The 17498-nt window shown below is 64.0% G+C and carries 16 protein-coding genes and 1 riboswitch; of the genes, 9 read left to right on the top strand and 7 right to left on the bottom strand.

Going from position 1 to position 17498, the window contains the following annotated elements; genetic code table 11:
* Positions 1-2 precede the first annotated feature (2 nt).
* From thiL to LOY45_RS23640, 6 genes are all read left to right on the top strand, one after another.
* A complete protein-coding gene (gene thiL, locus LOY45_RS23665; RefSeq protein ID WP_258578447.1) occupies positions 3-968 on the top strand; it encodes a thiamine-phosphate kinase in 966 nt (321 codons plus the stop codon).
* Positions 965-1468 (top strand): phosphatidylglycerophosphatase A family protein, encoded by a 504-nt coding sequence (locus tag LOY45_RS23660; protein WP_115085105.1) that lies wholly within the window; start codon positions 965-967, stop codon positions 1466-1468. The genes thiL and LOY45_RS23660 overlap by 4 nt, the downstream gene beginning before the upstream one ends.
* Before the next feature lie 12 nt (positions 1469-1480).
* Complete coding sequence (locus LOY45_RS23655; RefSeq protein WP_115085106.1) at positions 1481-2233, top strand: substrate-binding periplasmic protein; 753 nt, start codon at positions 1481-1483, stop codon at positions 2231-2233.
* A 113-nt stretch (positions 2234-2346) separates the two neighbouring features.
* Entirely contained in the window at positions 2347-2964 is a 618-nt protein-coding gene (gene ribA / locus LOY45_RS23650) for a GTP cyclohydrolase II (protein WP_115085107.1), read from the top strand.
* A complete protein-coding gene (locus tag LOY45_RS23645) occupies positions 2961-3380 on the top strand; it encodes an MFS transporter (protein WP_134061299.1) in 420 nt (139 codons plus the stop codon). The genes ribA and LOY45_RS23645 overlap by 4 nt, the downstream gene beginning before the upstream one ends.
* Positions 3380-4189 carry a cobalamin-binding protein gene (locus LOY45_RS23640; RefSeq protein ID WP_115085109.1) on the top strand — a complete coding sequence of 270 codons (810 nt, stop codon included), beginning with the start codon at positions 3380-3382 and terminating at the stop codon, positions 4187-4189. The genes LOY45_RS23645 and LOY45_RS23640 overlap by 1 nt, the downstream gene beginning before the upstream one ends.
* On the opposite strand, the gene LOY45_RS23635 is transcribed toward LOY45_RS23640, so the two are convergent.
* The 4 genes from LOY45_RS23635 to LOY45_RS23620 all read right to left on the bottom strand — a co-directional run bounded on the left by LOY45_RS23635 (position 4167) and on the right by LOY45_RS23620 (position 9293).
* Complete coding sequence (locus tag LOY45_RS23635; RefSeq protein WP_134061300.1) at positions 4167-6020, bottom strand: TonB-dependent receptor domain-containing protein; 1854 nt, start codon at positions 6018-6020, stop codon at positions 4167-4169. The two genes, LOY45_RS23640 and LOY45_RS23635, sit on opposite strands and share 23 nt — an antisense overlap.
* 107 nt (positions 6021-6127) lie before the next feature.
* On the bottom strand, positions 6128-8026 hold the full coding sequence (dxs, locus tag LOY45_RS23630) for a 1-deoxy-D-xylulose-5-phosphate synthase (protein ID WP_258578446.1): 1899 nt from the start codon (positions 8024-8026) through the stop codon (positions 6128-6130).
* Positions 8027-8166: 140 nt separating this feature from the next.
* Positions 8167-9054 carry a (2E,6E)-farnesyl diphosphate synthase gene (gene ispA / locus LOY45_RS23625; RefSeq protein ID WP_115085112.1) on the bottom strand — a complete coding sequence of 296 codons (888 nt, stop codon included), beginning with the start codon at positions 9052-9054 and terminating at the stop codon, positions 8167-8169.
* The gene (locus LOY45_RS23620; RefSeq protein WP_115085113.1) at positions 9051-9293 is read right to left on the bottom strand and encodes an exodeoxyribonuclease VII small subunit; all 243 of its coding nucleotides are present in this window, start codon (positions 9291-9293) and stop codon (positions 9051-9053) included. The genes ispA and LOY45_RS23620 overlap by 4 nt, the downstream gene beginning before the upstream one ends.
* Positions 9294-9536: 243 nt before the next feature.
* On the opposite strand from LOY45_RS23620, the gene LOY45_RS23615 reads away from it, so the two are divergent.
* The 3 genes from LOY45_RS23615 to LOY45_RS23605 are packed head-to-tail and all read left to right on the top strand — an operon-like array spanning position 9537 to position 13268.
* Positions 9537-10940, top strand: a complete 1404-nt coding sequence (locus LOY45_RS23615) for an MBOAT family O-acyltransferase (protein WP_258578445.1) — start codon at positions 9537-9539, stop codon at positions 10938-10940.
* Positions 10941-10953: 13 nt separating this feature from the next.
* Complete coding sequence (locus LOY45_RS23610) at positions 10954-12063, top strand: SGNH/GDSL hydrolase family protein (protein WP_338106142.1); 1110 nt, start codon at positions 10954-10956, stop codon at positions 12061-12063.
* Positions 12063-13268, top strand: coding sequence for an SGNH/GDSL hydrolase family protein (locus LOY45_RS23605; RefSeq protein WP_115085116.1), 1206 nt, complete (start codon positions 12063-12065; stop codon positions 13266-13268). The genes LOY45_RS23610 and LOY45_RS23605 overlap by 1 nt, the downstream gene beginning before the upstream one ends.
* A gap of 212 nt (positions 13269-13480) precedes the next feature.
* On the opposite strand, the gene ribB is transcribed toward LOY45_RS23605, so the two are convergent.
* The 3 genes from ribB to rtcR form a co-directional block, all read right to left on the bottom strand.
* The gene (ribB, locus tag LOY45_RS23600; protein WP_115085117.1) at positions 13481-14131 is read right to left on the bottom strand and encodes a 3,4-dihydroxy-2-butanone-4-phosphate synthase; all 651 of its coding nucleotides are present in this window, start codon (positions 14129-14131) and stop codon (positions 13481-13483) included.
* Positions 14132-14210: 79 nt separating this feature from the next.
* A riboswitch (FMN riboswitch) is annotated at positions 14211-14354 on the bottom strand.
* A gap of 66 nt (positions 14355-14420) precedes the next feature.
* Positions 14421-15509 (bottom strand): alpha/beta hydrolase, encoded by a 1089-nt coding sequence (locus LOY45_RS23595; protein ID WP_258578442.1) that lies wholly within the window; start codon positions 15507-15509, stop codon positions 14421-14423.
* Between the two features lie 70 nt (positions 15510-15579).
* Positions 15580-17172, bottom strand: coding sequence for an RNA repair transcriptional activator RtcR (rtcR, locus tag LOY45_RS23590; protein ID WP_233674430.1), 1593 nt, complete (start codon positions 17170-17172; stop codon positions 15580-15582).
* Positions 17173-17498: the final 326 nt, after the last annotated feature.

Below are 17498 nucleotides of genomic sequence, written 5' to 3'. Positions count from 1 at the left end.
CAATGGGTGAGTTCGAGCTGATTCGTCATTACTTCGCCGCCGCGTCCTGTGCGCAAGGTGGTGAAGGCGTGGCGCTGGGCATTGGCGATGATTGCGCCTTGCTCAGCGTGCCACCGGGCGAACAGCTGGCGATCTCCACCGATACGCTGGTGGCCGGGGTGCATTTCCCGGCTGTCTGCGACCCTTTTCTGCTCGGTCAGCGTTCGCTGGCCGTCGCTGCCAGTGACCTGGCGGCCATGGGCGCCACGCCCATCGGCTTTACCCTTGCCCTGACCCTGCCGGAGGTTCGTGCCGACTGGCTGCAAGCCTATGCCCGTGGCTTGAACCAGATGGCCGAAAGTTGCCAGCTGAGCCTGATTGGCGGTGATACCACCCGTGGCCCGCTGAGCCTGACCATGACCGTGTTCGGCCGTGTGCCGGGCGGTCAGGCCCTGACCCGCAGCGGTGCGCGAGCCGGTGATCTGCTCTGTGTCGGTGGCGAGCTGGGCAATGCCGCCGGCGCCTTGCCGCTGGTGCTGGGCGAACGCGTGGCCGATGCTGCCCAGGCCGAGCCCCTGCTTGCCCATTACTGGTCGCCGCAGCCGCAACTGGCGTTGGGCCAGGCGTTGCGCGGCAAGGCTACGGCGGCGCTGGACATTTCCGACGGCCTGCTCGCCGATTGTGGGCATATCGCCAAGGCGTCGGATGTGGCATTGCAGGTCGAGCTTGAGCGGTTACCGTTGTCGGCGGCACTGCAGGCTGTTCTCGGCCACGACGACGCGCAACAGGCGGCACTGGCCGGGGGCGATGATTACGTCCTGGCCTTTACCTTGCCCGAAGCCGAGCTTGCGTCCCTGCTGGCGGCCGGCTGGCCGATCCATGTGGTCGGGCGGGTCGGTGCCGGGAGCGGCGTGCGCCTGCTCGATGGCGGCGGCCAGGACATCACCCCGCAAACCCGGGGCTATCAACATTTTAAGGAGACACCGTGACCGATCACCCCAAACAGGTGCCAGCGGAGTTCGTTCCGCCGTCGGTCTGGCGCAATCCCTGGCATTTTCTGGCTTTCGGCTTCGGCTCCGGGACTTTGCCCAAGGCGCCGGGAACCTGGGGCTCGCTGGTGGCTCTACCTTTTATCCCGTTGTGGCAGATGCTGCCCGACTGGGGCTACTGGCTGATGCTCGGCCTGACCATGCTGTTCGGCTTCTGGCTGTGCGGCAAGGTCGCCGATGACCTGAAAGTCCACGACCATGAGGGGATCGTCTGGGACGAAATGGTCGGTATGTGGATCACCCTGTGGCTGGTGCCAGAAGGCTGGTTGTGGCTGCTGGCGGGCTTCTTGATGTTCCGATTTTTCGACATCCTCAAGCCCTGGCCGATCCGCTGGGTTGACCGTCACGTACATGGCGGGGTCGGGATCATGCTCGACGATGTGCTGGCGGGGGTGTTTGCCTGGCTGGGCATGCAGGTTCTGGTATGGAGCTTTACCTAAGGGAGCGGGGTGATGACGGGATGGCGGCTGTTGCTGTTGTTGCTGGTTCTGGCGGCAAATGTGGTAAAGGCGGCTGATGCGCCCTTGGCGACGCCCGGCCAGGTCCGTCTGGTCAGTGAGGAATGGCTCGATTACACCAACGCCGATGGCAGCGGCCTGGCCTGGGACGTGCTGCGCAAGGTGTTCGAGCCGGCCGGCGTCAGGGTCCGTACCCTGAGTGCGCCGTACAGCCGTGCGGTCGGCCTGGTCAAGCGTGGTGAGGCGGATGCCTGGGTCGGCTCCTATCACGAAGAGAACGCCGACAACCTCTACCCGCGCTGGTACTTCGACATGGACCATATCTATGCCCTGGGCCTGGCCAGCCGTCCTGTGCCCACCCAGCAGACCCTTGGCCAGTATCGCCTGGCCTGGGTGCGCGGTTATGACTACAAGAACTACCTGCCCAACGTCGGCCATTTTCGCGAGATCCAGCGCCGCGAGGGGATTTTGCCGATGCTTGAGCACGATCGCGTCGACTTCTACATCGATGCCCTGACCGAAGTCGACTATGTCCTCGAACAGGCGCCCAAGCCCGAGCTGTTCCGCCGCAGCCATCTGGCCGAACTGCCGCTGTACATCGCCTTTGGCCGCACCGCCGAGGGCAAGGCGTTGCGCGTCCTGTTCGATCAACGCATGGACAAGCTGGTGGCCAGTGGCGAGTTGCGGGCGATCTTCGAGCACTGGCAACAGCCGTATCCGTTCGACGGCGAGGGCAAGAACCGTTAGGCAATATCGAACCTCTCGATCTGTTTGCCCAATAATTCAGCCTAAGCAGCGGCGCTGCGCTGCTGATACAATCGCCCCACGTCAATTTTCAAGTTACTGATCAGGAGCACAACGTGCCCGTCGTTTTTGTTGCCGCTTCCAAGCTGCCTACCCCCTTTGCGACCTTCACCATGCATGGTTTTCTCGATGAAGCCACCGGCCGCGAGCACGTCGTGCTCAGCCTGGGTGATGTGGCCGACGGGCAGCCGGTGCTGGGGCGCCTGCATTCCGAATGCCTGACCGGCGACGCCTTGTTCAGCCAGCGCTGCGACTGCGGTTCGCAACTCGAAGCGGCCCTGCAGGCGATCGCCCGCGAAGGCCGCGGCGTGCTGCTGTACCTGCGCCAGGAAGGCCGCGGCATTGGCCTGTTGAACAAGATCCGCGCCTACGAGCTGCAAGACGGCGGCGCCGACACTGTCGAGGCCAACGAGCGCCTGGGCTTTGCCGCCGACCAGCGTGACTACGGCATGTGCCAGCCGATGCTCGAGCATCTGGGGGTCAAGTCGCTGCGGCTGATGACCAACAACCCGCGCAAGGTCAAGGCCCTTACCAGCATGGGCATCCCGGTTGCCGAACGCGTGCCGCTGCACACCGGCCACAACCCACATAACAAACACTACCTGGCGACCAAAGCCGGCAAGCTCGGCCACATGATGGGCAACGAGCACCAGGGCGAGGCCGGTCGGGCGTGACCCGCGCCCAGGTTCGCCGTCGTCTGGAGCTGGCCTGGTGGCAGTACCTGGCGGTGGCGCTGGCACCGTTGCTGGTGTTTGCCTGGGCCTTTGGTGGCGTGCAGGCGCTGATTCCGATCCTGGCCATGCCGATGTTCATCGCCGGCGTGGCGTCGATGTTCCTCAGCCTGCCGCGCTTCGGTGCGTACAAGCACGGGCTGATCGCGACCCAGAAAGCCTTGAACACTGACGACGAGCCTGGGGCCTGGATCGAGCTGGCACGCATCCGCCGGCTGGGCATGCTGTTCGCCTGCCTGCCGGCCTGGATCGCTGCGCTGTCGGTATTCGTCGGCCTTGAGGCGGTGCCGCAGATCCTCCTGGCGATCTCCAGCCTGGTCCTGCTCTACCTCTACCGTATCCCTCGCCAGCTCGGCTGATGCGCCGTTACCTGTGGCTGTTGCTGCTGGCCCTCGGCATGCCATTGGCGGCAGCGCCGCGGGTGGTCAGCCTGGCGCCTTCGATCACTGAAATCATTCTCGACCTGCAGGCCGGCGATCTGCTGGTGGGCATGGCCGAGTGGCACGAACGGCCGGCGCAACTGGAAGACGTGCCGCTGGTTGGCCGCTATGGCCAGCTGGACATGGAGCGCCTGCTCAGCGTGCGCCCGGATCTGGTGCTGTACTGGCCGGGCAGCGTGCCGGCGGCCCAGCGCGACCAGCTCGAACGTCTCGGTATCCCGCTGTATAGCGTCGATGTGCACGAGCTGGATGACCTGGTTTCCCAGGTCGACGAAATTGGCGTGCGCATCGGGCGCAAGGAGCAAGGCGGGCAGTTGGCCGATGCCTTGCGCAGCCGCCTTGCAGCGTTACGCCAACAGTACCGCCGAGAGCGCCCGCTGTCGGTGTTCTATCAGGTCTGGGACAAGCCGCTGTACACCGTCGGTGGCTATCAGATCATCTCCGATGCCCTCAGCGTCTGTGGCGCGCGCAACGTGTTCGCCGACCTCACCCAGCCGGCGCCTCAGGTCAACCTGGAGACCGTGCTGGCGCGCAATCCCCAGGTCATCCTCGCCCCCGATCAGCCTCAGCTAGACGCCTGGAAGGCCTGGCCCAACGTTGCGGCAGTGCGCGACGGCCTGTTGCTGCAGGTGCCGGACAAAGGCCTGGAGCGCCCCAGTGGGCAGATGATCGAAGCGACGGCGAAGTTGTGTGCGTTGTTGCAGGCTAAAGCGCCGGCGTCCAGGTGACGCCCAATAGCCAGGTCCGGCCCTCTTCGCGATAGTCAGCATAGCCTGCGCCATAGTTGTACTGCGCGCGGCTGTAGGCTTTGTCCAGCAGGTTATCGGCTTTGAGCTCCAGGCGAATCTCGCGGCTCAGGTTCCAGCTGCTGCGCAAACCGAGCAGACCGTAGCCACTGAGTGAGCGTTTGTTGTCCGCATCCGCGTAACTGCTGCTGACCGCCTGCCAGCTGGCACCGAGGCCCAGGCGATCGAACTGGCGATCCAGGTCCAGGCTCAAGGTACGGCGGGCACGGCGTTCCAGGGTGTGCCCGGAATCGCGGTCACGCGGGTCGATCAGCGACAGGCCCAGGTTGCTCTGCCAGCCGAACCACGCCTGATGCAGGCTGGCTTCGAAGCCGTTGATCCGTGCCGAACCGACATTGTGCGGAATGTAGTTGGGGCCCAGGGAGATCGCATTGCGCAGGTCGGTGCGGTACAGCGACGCCTCCAGCCGGGTGGTTTCAGCCAGTTGGCTGCGCCATTGCAATTCGTAGCTTTTCGAGCGCTCGGGCTTGAGGTCGGGGTTGCCAAAGTCCGGGTAGTAGAGGTCATTGAAGGTCGGCGCGCGGAAGCCTTCGCTGTAGGACAGCAGCAGGTCGTTGTCCGCGTTGAGCGGCAGGCCGAGGCTGGCGCTCCAGCTGTTCTGGCTGCCGAACTGCTGGTTCTGGTCGCGGCGCACGCCCACTTCGGTGCTGAAGCTGTCGCCCTTGTAGCGGTGCTGCACAAAGGCGGCGCGGTTCCAGCGGCTGTCTTCGTCCAGGGGCGTGCTGCCGTGCAGGCGGTCCTGGTACCAGTCGCCACCCAGCAGCAGGTTGTTGTGTTCGTCGAGGCTCAGGTCATTCTGCCAGTTCAGCGAATCGCGATAGGTGTTGAACTCGCTACCGCCCGGTTGCAGTGAGTCGCGCTTGGTATCACGGTTTTCGCTGTGGCCCAGCTCCAGGCGTGAATGCCACATCTCGGTGAACTGGGCGTCGGCATAGGTGCCGACGCTGGAGACGTTGAAGTCGGTATAAGGCTGGCTCTGGTCGCCAAACAGATTGTCGTATTCGCTGCGCCCGTGGCTGTCGAGCCAGTTCAGGCCCAGCTCCAGCGAGTCGCTGGCGACATGGCTGAGGTTCAGGCTCAGGCTCTTGTTGCGGTAGGCATCGTGATCGCCGTTGGCGGGAAACGATTCGCGGGTGGCGTTGATGCCAGCGGTTTCGTCCAGGCCGGCGGCGAGGTTGAAACGGGTGCGCTCGTCACCACCGGACAGGCCAACATCACGCTGCCAGGTCTTGTTGCTGCCGCCGGCCAGGTGCAGGCGTGGCTGCAGGCCTGGCGTGCTGGCGCGGCGGGTGAAGATCTGGATCACCCCGCCAATCGCATCGCTGCCGTAGATCGCCGAGCGCGACCCGCGCAGTACTTCGACCCGCTCGATCTGGTCGATGTTGAGAAACTGCAGGCCGCTGTCACCGGACGAGGTGTTGGCGATGCGTACGCCGTCCACCAGCACCAGGCTCTGGGCCGACTTGGTGCCGCGAATGAAGATGCCGGGCAGGCTGCCACGCCCGCCGGTGCGCGAGACCTGAACGCCGGGTACCCGGGTCAGCAGGTCAGTGATGCTGGAAGGTTGCAGGCGGTCGATGTCAGCACGGGTGAACACCGTGTTGGCGGCGCTGGTCTGGGTGCGGTCTTCGACCTGGCGGTTGGCGCTGATCAGCGTGTCGGGCAGCTTCAGGGCGCTTTCGCGGTCGATGGGCTCGGCCAGCAGGGTGGTCGGCAATAGCAGGAGTGGGGCTACCAGGCGCAGGGATTTCATGGGCAGTTCCATTGCTATCGCTGGCAAGCCAGCTCCCACAGGTTCTGCATGCGCTGTACTTGTGGGAGCTGGCTTGCCAGCGATGAGGCCGGTTAAGGCCCCGAAGATCAAAGACCGAGCAGTTGCATCCGCTGACGCACCGAAGCCTCGATCCCGGTCGCATCCAGCCCGCACTCGGCCAGCATCTGCGCAGGCTTGGCATGCTCGACATACACATCTGGCAGGCCCAGGTGCAGCACCGGCTTGAGTAGGGCTTCACGCGCGAGGAACTCACTTACCGCCGCACCGGCGCCGCCCATGATGGCGTTCTCTTCGAGGGTCACCAGCAGCTCGTGGCTGCCGGCGATTTCGCGCACCAGGGCTTCATCCAGCGGTTTGACAAAGCGCATGTCAACCACGGTGGCGTCGATCTGCTCGGCAACTTTCAGGGCTTCGCTCAGCTGCACGCCGAACACCAGCAAGGCGACCTTGCTGCCCTGGCGGCGAACGATGCCCTTGCCGATCTCCAACGGCTCGAGGTTGCTCTCGATGGTCGCATTCGGGCCGCTGCCGCGTGGGTAGCGCACGGCCGCCGGGCCGTTGTACAGGTGGCCGGTGCTGAGCATCTTGCGCAGTTCGTTCTCGTCGCTCGGGGTCATCACCAGCATGCCGGGGATGCAGCGCAGGAACGACAGGTCGAAGCTGCCTGCGTGGGTCGGGCCGTCTTCGCCGACCAGGCCGGCGCGGTCGATGGCGAACAGTACGTCGAGGTTCTGCACCGCAACGTCATGGATCAGCTGGTCGTAGGCGCGCTGGAGGAAGGTCGAATAGATCGCCACCACCGGCTTGCTGCCTTCGCAGGCCATGCCCGCCGCCAGGGTTACCGCGTGCTGTTCGGCGATGGCGACGTCGAAGTAGCGATCCGGGTAGCGCTCGCTGAAGGCCACCAGGTCGGAGCCTTCCTTCATGGCCGGGGTGATGCCGACCAGGCGCTGGTCGGCCGCCGCCATGTCGCACAGCCATTGGCCGAACACCGCGGAGTACTTCGGCCCAGCGGCCTGTTTCGGCGCGGCGGCAGGTTTGTCCACAGGCTCGAGCTTGGTGATCGCGTGGTAGCCGATCGGGTCGACTTCGGCCGGGGCGAAGCCCTTGCCCTTCTTGGTCACCACGTGCAGGAACTGCGGGCCCTTGAGGTCACGCATGTTGCGCAGGGTGGTGATCAGGGTCGGCAGGTCGTGGCCATCGATCGGACCGATGTAGTTCCAGCCCAGCTCTTCGAACAGGGTGCCGGGCACCAGCATGCCTTTGGCGTATTCTTCGGTGCGGCGGGCGATTTCCCAGGCGCCGGGCAGGCGCGACAGGACTTTCTTGCTGCCCTCGCGCATGCTCGAGTAGGTGCGGCTGGAGAGGATCTTGGCCAGGTAATTGGACAGGCCGCCGACATTGCGCGAAATCGACATGTCGTTGTCGTTGAGGATCACCAGCATGTCGGCATCGACTTCCTGGGCGTGGTTCAACGCCTCGAAAGCCATGCCGGCGGTCAGTGCGCCGTCGCCGATCACGGCAATGGACTTGCGCGGATCGTTCTGCAGGCGGGCGGCGATGGCCATGCCCAGGGCAGCACTGATCGAGGTGCTGGAGTGACCGACACCAAAGGTGTCGTACTCGCTCTCGGCGCGGCGTGGGAAGGCGGCCAGGCCGTCCTTCTGGCGCAGCGTGTTCATGCGCTGGCGGCGACCGGTGAGGATCTTGTGCGGATAGGCCTGATGACCAACGTCCCACACCAGGCGGTCGTCCGGGGTGTCGAAGACGTAGTGCAGGGCGATCGTCAGCTCGATGACGCCCAGGCCGGCACCGAAATGCCCGCCGGTCTGGCCAACGGTATAGAGCAATTCCTGGCGCAACTCGTCGGCCAGGCTCTCCAGGTCGGCTTCAGCCAGGCGGCGCAGGCCGGCAGGCGTATCAGCACGGTCAAGCAGCGGCGTGACCGGGCGTTCGCGGGGGATCTCTTGAAACGTCGTGGGCATCAGGCGAATCGTTATAGATATGAAGTGGCGGCAGTTTACCTTATTGCGGTATTGGCTGCCCATTTGAGCTAATCGCGGGGCAAGCCCGCTCCTACAGTGATCGCTGTGGGAGCGGGCTTGCCCCGCGATGCGGTTTGCGCTTAATTACGCCGTTCAACGATATAACGCGCCAGTTCCCGCAGCGGCTCGGCCGCCGCGTCAAACGGACGCAGGGCATGCAGGGCCTGGTCGCGCAGTTCCAGGGCATAGGCCTTGGCGGCGTCGAGGCCGAGCAAGGCCGGGTAGGTCGGCTTGTCGCGGGCGATGTCTGCGCCCTGGCGCTTGCCCAGGGTTTCTGTGTCGCTCTCGACGTCGAGGATATCGTCCTGGACCTGGAACGCCAGGCCGATGGCCTGTGCATACGTTTGCAGGGCCTTGAGCTGGGTCTGGTCGGCGCGGGCGCTGGCCAGGGCGCCGAGCCTGACGCTGGCTTCGATCAGCGCGCCGGTCTTGTGCCGGTGCATGAACTCCAGCGCCGTCTGGTCGAGCTTGAGGCCCACCGAACCTAAGTCGATGGCCTGGCCGCCGACCATGCCGGCAGGGCCGGCGGCCAACGCCAGGGCCTGGACCATGGCCAGGCGGATGCTGTCTTGCTGCGGGCTCAGTTGCGGGTCGAGCAGGGCACTGAAGGCCAGGCTCTGCAAGCCGTCGCCAGCCAGGATCGCACAGGCTTCATCGAAGGCCTTGTGGGTGGTCGGCTGGCCGCGGCGCAGGTCGTCATCGTCCATGGCCGGCAAATCGTCGTGCACCAGCGAGTAGGCGTGAATCAGCTCGACCGCGCAGGCAGCGCCGTTGGCTTGCTCCGGCGTGCCACCCAGGGCTTCGCAAGCGGCGTAGGCGAGCAGCGGGCGTACGCGCTTGCCGCCGTTCATCACGCTATAGCGCATGGCCTGGTAGAGGCGGGTGAGTTCCTGCGACGGCGGCACGAACAGTTGCTCAAGGGCGGCGTCGACCCGGGCCTGGCAGTCGGCCTGATAGCGACTGATCATTCTGCCTGGTCCGCATCGAAAGGCTCGGCGGCCAGCTCGCCATCGCGCTCAAGCAACACCTGGACCTTCTGTTCGGCCTGGGCCAGAGCGCTCTGGCAGTCGCGGGTCAGGCTGATGCCTTGTTCGAAGGCGGTCAGCGAGTCTTCCAGCGACAGCTCGCCGTTCTCCAGGCGCTCGACCAGGACCTGCAGGTCGGCGAGGGATTGCTCGAAATCAATGGAGGCTTTTTTTCGGGCCATGGCGGCTGTCTCGGTGGCGGTATAAACGGCGCGACACTAGCAGAGCGGGGCGGGGGGAGCAAATCGATAGGGGCGATCTTTCGTCGCATTCTGTTGCACAAAGGCTGCCGGTGAAGTCTTGATTTTTCTGCAGGGCTCGCATTGTGAGGGCTTATGGCTCTCTGCCATAATCGCGCCCGCTTTACCCCGCGGGTTTCTCGCGGTGAAGCCTCCTATTTCTGTTGTCACGTAATGGACTACGTTGTGAGCTTCCTTTCGATCGAGTTCGGCCTCTGCTTCACACTGTTTTTCATCGTCTACTGGAGCCTGTGCTGGAGCGTTCGCCTGCAGAACGTCCTGCTGCTGGCGGCCAGTTACGCACTGGTGGCCAGTTTCAGCTTCAACTCCCTGTATATCCTGCTGGGCTACAGCGCCCTGGTGTACCTGCTCGGCCTGGTCGGTGAGCGGTATCCCGGGCGGCGCTTCAGCTATTTGCTGGTGTTGCTGCTGGTGCTGGGCTGCTTCTATCTGTTCAAGTATCAGGAGTTCTTTGTCGGCGGCGTGCAGGGTGCCCTGGCCAGTGCCGGGCTGGATGTGTCACTGCCGGTGCTGGAAGTGCTGGTGCCGATCGGCCTGTCGTTCTACGCCTTTCACTCGGTCAGCTACCTGGTGTCGATCAACCGCCGCGAGATGCCCTCGGCTTCGCCGTTCGACCTGGCCCTGTACCTGGCGTTCTTCCCCAGCCTGATTGCCGGCCCGGTCAACCGCGCCAGCCACATGCTGGCGCAGATTCGCACCAGCGGTATCCGTGAGGTGCTGGAGCCGCAACGGGCTTTGGGCCTGATCGCCCTGGCGGTGGTCAAGCTGTTCTTTTGCAGCGCCTGGCTGGCCAGTGAGTGGGTCGACCCGGTGTTTGAAACGCCGGGCAGCTATTCGCCCGAGCAGATCCTGCTGAGCGTGTATGGCTACAGCTTCCTGATCTATTTCAACTTCAGCGGCTACACCAACCTGGTCACCGGCATTGCCTTGCTGCTGGGCTTCCGCCTGCCCGAGAACTTCAATGCGCCCTATGCCGCGCACAACCTCAAGGAATTCTGGGGCCGCTGGCATATCAGCCTGTCGCTGTTCATTCGCGACTATGTCTACATCCCCCTGGGCGGTAACCGCCAGGGCGTGTGGCGCGGCAACCTGAACATGCTGCTGGCGATGCTGGTTTCCGGGCTGTGGCACGGGGCGAGCATCAACTTCATCATCTGGGGCGCGTTGCACGGTATCGGCCTGGCGCTGTACAAGGCCTCGACCTACATCCTGCCGCAGCCGATGCGCTGGCAGGGGGCCGGTTTGGCGGCGCGTCTGCTGACCTTCCACTATGTGGCCTTCGCCTGGATCTTCTTCCGCAGTGCGAGCCTTGATGAAGCCGTGGACATGCTCGCCGGAATCGGCGGGCTGAGCCTGGATGGATTGTTCTCCAGTACCGGCCTGCTGTTGCTGGTGAGCGTGCTGTATGTGGCTGTCTACCCGCAGTTGCTGGTGCTCCTGCGTCAGTTCTTTGCAGCGACCACGCGCTTGCCTTGGCAGTTGTATCCGATACCGCTGGGGTTGTTCGTTTCCTTGGTTATTTTTGCTTCGCAATCGGGCGTGCCGGGGTTCATCTATGCAAGTTTCTAATGCCGGTCGTTTGATGTCCTCGCAAGCGGGCGCGGCCAAGGCGTTGTACGCCATCGTCATCACTACGCTGCTGTTGTTCTGGCTGAACCAGGATTCGATCAGCCTCTATTGCCAGCAGAAATATCACCAGAGCTGCGAGCTGCCGGTGCTCGGGCAAAGCCCGGCCTGGCGCCTGGGTGGCAACCTGACCCACGCCTTGGGCGATGCCCGCGACAGTTTTGTCGATAGCCTGGAAAAACGTAACGAGCCGGTACTGGTGGCCAAGGTCGAGGCCAGCGATACGGTCGAGCTGCCGGCGCCGATCCAGGTGGTTCCGGTGCACCTGGGCAAGCCGCCAGTTACCGCGCAGGTAGCGGTCAGCAAGCCGGTCGTAGTCCAGGTGGCGGCACCTGCTGCGCCCGTTGCTGCGCCGGTGACCCAACCTGCGGCCCAGGTTGCCCAGACGCCGCTGCAAGCGGGCACCGTTGTGTCCCTGGCGGCCGGTGATGAAGTGTTCCTGGTCGGCGACTCGCTGATGCAGGGCGTCGCCCCGCACCTGGCCAACAGCCTGCGCAAGCGCTACCAGATCAAGAGCGTCAACCTCAGCAAGCAAAGCACCGGCCTTGCCTATCCGGGGTTCTTCAACTGGCCGCAGACCGTGGCCAAGACCCTGGAAAGCGAGCCGAACATTCGCCTGATGGTGATCTTCCTCGGCCCCAATGACCCGTGGGACATGCCCCAGGGCAAGGGCAAGCCGTTCCTGCGCTTCAAGTCGCCGGAGTGGGAAGTCACCTATCGCCAGCGCATCGATTCGATTCTTGACCAGGCCCGTGCGCACAATGTGCAGGTGATCTGGGTCGGGCCGCCGAACATGCAGAAGCCCAAGCTGTCTACGGCCATGGCTTATCTGAGCGGGTTGTACGAGCAACAGACCGGCCTGTACCAACAGCACTACGTTTCGGCCAACCCGGCACTCGGTTACAACGACGACAGCTTCTCCGCTACTTTGCAGAACAGCCAGGGCAAACGGATCAAGACCCGGGTCGATGACGGCATCCATTTCACCACCACCGGACAGAAGCTGATCTCGGAACGGATTCTCTCGATGATCGCCTTTCCCGGCCTCACTGTAACGGGACACTGATGCGTCGACTGCACAACATTCTGGGATTGGCCCTGCTGATCTGCGCGCTGCCGGGCTGTAGCCCGGTGGCGGCGGTCAATACCACGGCCAGGCCAGCCAATACGGCGGCCAAGGCCCCGGTCAACCGCGTCGATGGCAACCTGGCGGTACTGGCGGGCAAGTTCAAGAACGCCAACCGCGCGCCGGTCAATATCATTCAGTTCGGCGACTCGCACACCGCTGCCGATCTGTTCAGTGGCGAGATGCGCCGCCTGCTGCAAGCGCGATATGGCGACGGCGGTATCGGCCTGATCGCCGCCACGCCGGTGCCGGGCACCCGCTACGACCAGGTTATCCTCAAAGCCGCCAAGCGCCAGTGGGAGCTGGTGTCGGCGCGTAATCAGCAGAGCACGCAGTTCCCGCTCGGCGGTTACTTGTCGGTGCCGATGGCGGCCAACCCCAGCGTACGCATCGAGGCCCGTGAACCTGGTGCCCAACGTTATCGCGTGCAGGCGCTGTACCAGGCGCGGGAGAACAGTACCCTGGTGCTGCGCGACGGTCGTGGACGCAACCAGCGCATGCTGGCGGCAACCGGCGGGCAATGGCGCTTCGGCCCGCAGGTCGGCAACCTCGGTCTGCCGCTGGACCTGACCCTCAACGGCCGTCCCGGCACCGTGCTGGGGGGGTGGTACATCCAGGGCCAGAAGAATGCCGGGGTGATCTATTCGGCGCTGGGTATCAACGGCGCGCGTCTTGAGGTGCAGGACAAATGGCAGGCCGGCTGGCAGGACAACCTCAAGACCTTGCGCCCGGACCTGGTGATCCTCGCCTACGGCACCAACGAAGCCTTCGATGACACCCTCGATCTCAACCTGTACCAGACGCAACTGCGCAATACCCTCAAGCGCCTGCGCCAGGACCTGCCGCGGGCGGTGGTGCTGCTGGTTGGTCCGCCGGACTCGATCAAGCAGCGCAAGGCCCGCAGTTGCGCCGCGCGCCAGCCGCAGCAACTGGCCCAGGTGATCCGCATCCAGCGCCAGGCAGCCAAGCAGGCCAATGCCCTGTTCTGGGACTGGCAGGCGTATATGGGCGGACAGTGTTCGATTGCCGGCTGGCAGGCTTCAGGCTTGGCCCGTGGCGATCTGGTGCACCTGACGGCGGACGGCTACAAGAAAAGCGCGGTCGGCCTGCACGACTTTTTGCGCACGCAGCTGGGCTTGAAGTAGGGCAGAAAAAAGCAGAGGCGGGGACGACTCCGGGTTGGCTTGCGGCGCCCCATGAAGTCGTCTTCCCGCCTCCTAATAGAGGCAAATCCGGGTGCATGAAGCTGCACCCGCTCAGCACGATGCGACTGCCTTGAATCAGCCGCGATTCACTCCTCTGCATTCACCTTAGTAGCTGTCTGCAGGGCTGTAAATTTTCTCGAACAGAATATTTTTCAGGCGCTTTCCAGGGCGGGAGTCAAGGCTGCCTGGCGGTAACGGGCCAACTCGTCGATGGTCAGTACCGGCAGCGAATGCAGCCTGGCGTACTCTGCCACCTGTTCGCCACGGGCCATGCTGCCATCGGGGTTCATCAGCTCGCAGAGGACCGCTGCCGGACGCAGGCCAGCCAGGCGGGCGAGGTCTACCGAGCCTTCGGTGTGGCCACGACGGGTGAGCACGCCGCCATCGCGTGAGCGCAGCGGGAACACGTGGCCGGGGCTGACGATGCGCAGGTCTGCGCGGGTCGAGTCCAGCGCTGCCTGGATGGTGGTGATGCGGTCCTGGGCCGACACGCCCGTGGATACGCCTTCAGCGGCTTCGATGGTCACAGTGAAACCGGTGCCATGGCGGGCGCGGTTGTTCGGCACCATCGGTGCCAGCGACAGCTCGTCAACGGTGATTTCATCCAGGCACAGGCAGACGATGCCGCTGCAATCACGGATCATCATGGCCATGGTCTGCAGGCTGATGTTTTCGGCGGCGGCGATGATATCCGCCTCGTCCTCGCGGTCGTCGTCATCGAGCAACAGCACGGGTTTACCGGCCTGATAGGCAGCGACGGCGGCAGCGACGTTAGGGAATTGCTTGCGGTGCAAAGGGGACATGAAACGCTCCTCGTAAGTGATCGATGAACGTTTCAGGGCGAACAAAATGCGTGCGCCAGGGCGCACGATGGCCCTGACCTGACGCCTTCTTTCATCCGGACTATGACCGTCGGCTCTGGAGTCTCACCAGATCTGCTGACCCTCGACCAAAGGCCGAGGCGCTCGCGGGCTCATCTTTCGATTTACCGCCGGTGGGGACTTGCACCCCGCCCTGAAGACCGTGCAAGCATACATCAGGGTGCCATCATGCTTGCAAGCCTCAGGGCTACGACCTAGGTCTAAGCCAGGCTTAAAGGCCCAGGGCGTAATCCAGGTAGCCAGGGTAGGTCTTGCGCCAGTCGTCCTGGAAGGTGTGGCCTTCAGGGTGTTCGTGGCTCTGCACCTTGTTGTTGCTGGCGAAGGCTTTTTCGGTGGTGGCGGTCAGTTGCAGGTTGCTTTCATGTTCCTGGGCGCCATGGACCACGACCAGGCGCTTGTCCTTGGCCTTCTGCACGGTGAACGGGATCTTGAAGCCGCCCGGCGACAGCAGCACGGCGCCGCTGTAGTTCTGCGGGTACTGGGCGATCAGGTGCGCGGCGTGTTCGGCGCCTTGCGAGAAGCCGATCAGGGCAACTTTCGAGCGGTCGATGCGGGTGTCTTTTTCCAGCTTCTTCAGGGCCGCGGCCACCGCTTGCTCGGTCGGCTCGACCGATTGCCGCTGCCACATGAACTGATGCTCGTCGCGCTTGAGGGTGCCGTTCAGGGCCACCAGCACGGCCTTGTCGCCCACCAGGTCGGCGCGCATGTTGGTGCCCTTGACGCCTTCGGTGCCGAAACCGGCCAGCCATACCACCACTGGCCAGCCGCCAGCCGGCGCCTTGCCTTCAGGAATGCTGAACGCAGCGAGGCCGGCGTCCTTGGCCTGGGTCGGGTAGTTCTTCTCGGCGGCTTGCAGCAGCTTCTGGTAGGCCGGGTCTTTCTGCATCGGCTCCAGTTCGTCGTCTTCCTTGAGGATCACCGCTTGCCAGAAGCCGCGCTCACGCGCCTGGTCGAGGTATTGCGCGGCCAGTTCCGGGCTGTCCATGGACGACAGCGCGGCAGCGGCCTGGTAAGAGGCGAAGGCGTTCTTCGGGTCCAGGCGGGCGGCGGTCAGATAGAAGGCCAGGGCGCCGGCATAGTTGTCGTGCTCGCTCTTTTCCTTGTCACCGGCATCCATGAACTCGGCCGGGGTGGCGTCGTTGAGGTACAGGTTGGCCATGGCGGCCATGCCTTGCCAGCGGCCCTTGTGCACGGCCTGGTCGGTGGCTTCGTCGGCGTAGGCACTGGCGGCGGTGAGGCTGAGGCCGGCCAGCAGGCCGAAGGAGCAGAGATGCAAGCGGGTAGCTGTCAGCAATGACATGGCCGAGAGTCCTTTTTCGGTAGTGCTCGGCCAGATGCGGCCGAAGAGGGCGCGAATTCTAGCACCCTGTTCAACCCTTGAGTTGATTCCATTCCAGGCCAAAGCGCGCCAGGTATTTGCGCAGGCGGTCGGCGTCGTTGGGCTTTTCTTTTTCCTGGCGTGATACATCGAACAGCTGGCGTCCGGCTTCGGACAAAGTGCGGGCGTTGCGGCAAACCTTGAGTACGGCCTGCAGTTGCAGGCGGTCGAACTGGTCCAGCGCCTTGTCGCCGAGCAGCGCGTCGAGCGGGTCCGCTCCCTGCGCCAGGCCCCAGGCGCGCTGCAGGCGCTCGATCTCCTCCAGCACCAGCGCTTCGTCGATACGCCCACTGTCGGCGAGGGTGGCCATGCGCGTGATCGAGGCCGACAGCTCGCGGAAGTTGCCGGCCCAGCGCGCGTGCGGCGAGTTGGCAAAGGCCAGGTAGCGACGCTTGGCCTCCAGGTTGAAGCGCACCTGGCGGTTCTGTTCGCGGGCATGGCGCTGCAGTTCGAAATCGATGTTCGGCTCGATGTCCTCCCTGCGCCCGGCCAGCCCCGGCAACTCGAAGGTCCACAAGTTGATGCGTGCGTACAGGTCTTCGCGGAACAGCCCTTCGGCGACCCGGCTGCGCAGGTCGCGATGGGTACCGGCAATCAGCTGGAAGTCGCTCTCTACTTCGCGGTCCGAGCCCAGCGGGAAGAAGCGTTTTTCTTCGATGGCCTTGAGCAGCATGGCCTGCTCGTCGGCGCCCAGCTCGCCGATTTCATCAAGGAACAACATGCCGCCATCGGCTGCGCGCAGCAAACCTTCGCGGGCGTTCTGGGCACCGGTGAAGGCGCCTTTGCTGTGACCGAACAGTGCCGACATGGCGCCGTCACCGCGCAAGGTGGCGCAGTTCACTTCGACAAAGCGCCCCTCCAACTGGTGGCGAGCGCGCTTGAGTTCATAGATGCGCCGGGCCAGGAAGGATTTGCCCGCGCCGGTCGGGCCGACCAGCAGCATCGGCGCCCGCGAGCGCAGCGCCACACGTTCGATCTGCTCGATGGAGCGGTTGAAGGCGGCGTTGCGGGTGGCGATACCGGCCTTGAGAAAGTTCAGGCTGTCGGCTTGCTCGCGTTGAAAGCGCGAGGCGATGTGATCGTAGCGCGACAGGTCCAGGTCAATCAGCGTGCTGGTGCCGGCCGGGTCGGCCGTGTCTTCCTTGCCGCGGGCTGGCGAGGTCTGGATCAGCCGCGCCGGCAGGTAGCGCGCCTCGGTGAGCAGGAACCAGCAGATCTGCGCGACGTGGGTGCCGGTGGTGATGTGGACCAGGTAGTCCTCGTGCTCGGTATCGAACGGGTAGGCGCTGGCAAAATCGTGCAGGGCACCATAGACCTCCTCGAAGTCCCAGGGGTTGCGCAGGACCATGGGCTGCAGGCGCACCTCGGTGTGTGGCGAGATGCTCTGGATGTCGTCACGTATGCGCTCGGCCAGGCCCAGATCGCGGGCGCTGGTGCCGTGGATCAGCTCCAGGCGATCGATCGGGGTTTGCGCTTGCTGGCACAGGCTGATGGTTGGGCGCCAGCGCTGCCAGCGCGCGGCGCCTTTGCCGTTGCGATCAAGGGTGGTGCCGAGAAAACCGATGGCGACGCTACGCTTGCTCATTTCTATTTAGCTCAAAAGATAAATACCTATCTCATCATATATAAAAATCTTGTTTGTTGTGGGCTGAGAAATTTCATTTGCTTATGGTTGTTAAAATAAAATCCTTATAAATCAATAAGATAAAAATTTATTCTGTCTTTAAATCAAAACCTGGCACGCCCCTCGCAATATCTCCCTCGACCGCATCGCCAAGCTGGCCAACGGGACGGGGTTTATGTCCCCGCCGGTGCACGAGCCCACCCCAGGTGTTGGTGTCGTGCATGCCGCCGCCGCAACGAGCAGTCGATAGCGTGGCTCCTCACGGAGACGCTGGTCTCGAGGCCTGA

The organism is Pseudomonas wadenswilerensis, from assembly GCF_024749185.1.
Lineage (GTDB): Bacteria > Pseudomonadota > Gammaproteobacteria > Pseudomonadales > Pseudomonadaceae > Aquipseudomonas > Aquipseudomonas wadenswilerensis.
This window is presented reverse-complemented; position numbering and strand designations above follow the sequence as displayed.